The organism is Streptomyces viridosporus, from assembly GCF_002078235.1.
GTDB lineage: Bacteria > Actinomycetota > Actinomycetes > Streptomycetales > Streptomycetaceae > Streptomyces > Streptomyces viridosporus.
In genome coordinates, this window is sequence record NZ_MSGP01000808.1 from 1 (window position 1) to 2003 (window position 2003).

Below are 2003 nucleotides of genomic sequence, written 5' to 3' on the forward strand. Positions count from 1 at the left end.
TCCAGCGCCCGACCGGGCCCGATCAGGTCGTCCCACCAGCCCGGCGTGGGATGACCGGGCCCGGCCGGTCCGGCCGCGTGGCTGTCGCCGGTGAGCGCGTGCAGCACCAGCACGGCGTTGGACCCGTCGGGAGCCGGCCGTCCCCACGTCTCGAACGCCAGCCTGGCCCCGGGGAGTTCACCGCCCGCCTCCAGGGGCAGGGGCGGGCCGAGCGGGTGCCACCGGCGCCGGCCGGGCGGGTCCCCCTCCTGCCAGGCCCCGGTGGACGGCGGGAGGGGGACCTGGGTCCCGGAGGGGAGGACGGTGCTCAGGAGGCCTCCTTGGCCGCGCGGAACCCGGCCTCCAGGTCGGCCCTGAGGTCGGTGAGGTTCTCGATGCCGACCGACAGCCGCACCAGGCCCGGCGCGGTTCCGGTCGCCGCGAGCTGCTCCTCGTTCAGCTGGCTGTGGGTGGTGGACGCCGGGTGGATGATCAGACTGCGCACATCGCCGATGTTGGCGAGGTGGCTGAACAGCTCCACCCCGTCCACGAACCGCTTGCCCGCCTCGACACCGCCCTTCAGCTCGAAGGAGAACACCGCGCCGGCACCGCGGGGGAGGTACTTCTGCGCCGCTTCGTACCAGCGGTTGGACGGCAGGCTCGGGTAGTGCACCACCGCGACCTCGTCGCGCTGCTCCAGCCACTCCGCCAGCGCCAGCGCGTTGGCCGTCTGCCGCTCCATGCGCAGGCTCAGCGTCTCCACGCCCTGCAGCAGCAGGAACGCGGAGTGCGGGGCGATGGCCGGACCGAGGTCGCGCAGCAACTGGACCCGCAGCTTGATCGCGAACGCGCCGGGGCCGAGCGCCGGCCAGTACCGCAGGCCGTGGTAGCTGGCGTCGGGCTCGGTGAAGTCCGGGAACCGCTCGGCGTGCGCGCCGAAGTCGAAGGTTCCGCCGTCCACCACCACGCCGCCGATCGTGGTGCCGTGCCCGCCGAGGAACTTGGTCGCCGAGTGCACCACGATGTCCGCGCCGTGCTCGAGCGGACGCAGCAGGTAGGGCGTGGCGATCGTGTTGTCCACGACCAGCGGCACGCCCGCGCCGTGGGCCACGTCCGCGACCGCCCGCACGTCGAGCACGTTGTTCCGCGGGTTGCCCAGCGTTTCGGCGTAGAGCGCCTTGGTGTTGGGGCGGATGGCCGCGCGCCAGGCCTCGGCGTCGTCGGGATCGTCGACGAAGGACACCTCGATGCCGAACTTCGGCAGGGTGTGCCGGAACAGGTTGTACGTCCCGCCGTACAGCGAGGTGGCCGAGACGATGTGGTCGCCGGCCCCGGCGAGCGTCAGGAGTGCCAGCGTCTGTGCGGCCTGCCCCGAGGACAGGGCCACCGCCGCCACGCCGCCCTCCAGGGCGGCGACGCGCTGCTCGAGGACGTCCTGGGTGGGGTTGTGGATGCGGGTGTAGATGTTCCCCGGCTCCGCCAGCGAGAAGACGTCGGCGGCGTGCTGGGTGTCCCGGAACACGAAGGAGGTCGTCTGGTAGATCGGCGTGGCCCGGGCCCCGGTCGTGGGATCGGGTTCGGCACCGGCGTGGACCTGCTTCGTCTCGAACGACCAGGCTGACGCCCCGGGGCCGGTGGACGTCTCGTCGGGCGTGTGACCGGCGGCGGATTCGGTGGACTGGCTCATGGTGCTCCTCGTACGAAGTGGCGGCGCGCGGCCGTGCGGGCCCGCGGACGCCCCGGTGGGGCGGGGTCGCGCCGGGTGGTTCCGGCAGGGCGTCGGGGCGGGACGACGCGCCGACGCGGGTGCCGGCTCCCGGTGCGACACGCCGGGGTGGTGACCCGTGCGGGGCCGGGGCGCCGGCTGGTCACCGCCTCGATGGTAGGCCGAGACGAGCCGAAAATGAGATGAGGTCTCAGTAGGTGGGCAGTCTCTTCATACGGTGTTCACGAACGCGGTCGGCCACCGGCCGGATCGGGGCCGGCGGCCCGTCACGCACACGACTCCGCCCCGGCCGGAGGGC

General features: G+C 73.5%; 1 protein-coding gene and 1 pseudogene. Both read right to left on the reverse strand.

Annotation, left to right across the window (positions count from 1 at the left end; genetic code table 11):
• Window positions 1–311: pseudogene (locus tag B7L92_RS43300) on the reverse strand (homoserine O-acetyltransferase); the annotation flags it as partial.
• Window positions 308–1666, reverse strand: a complete 1359-nt coding sequence (locus B7L92_RS37755) for a bifunctional o-acetylhomoserine/o-acetylserine sulfhydrylase (RefSeq protein ID WP_081241607.1) — start codon at window positions 1664–1666, stop codon at window positions 308–310. The pseudogene B7L92_RS43300 and the gene B7L92_RS37755, both read right to left, overlap by 4 nt.
• Window positions 1667–2003 lie beyond the last annotated feature (337 nt).

Coding starts and splice junctions, on each gene's coding strand:
- B7L92_RS37755 (WP_081241607.1), bottom strand. CDS start 1,666: ATGAGCCAGTCCACCGAATCCGCCGCCGGTCACACGCCCGACGAGACG.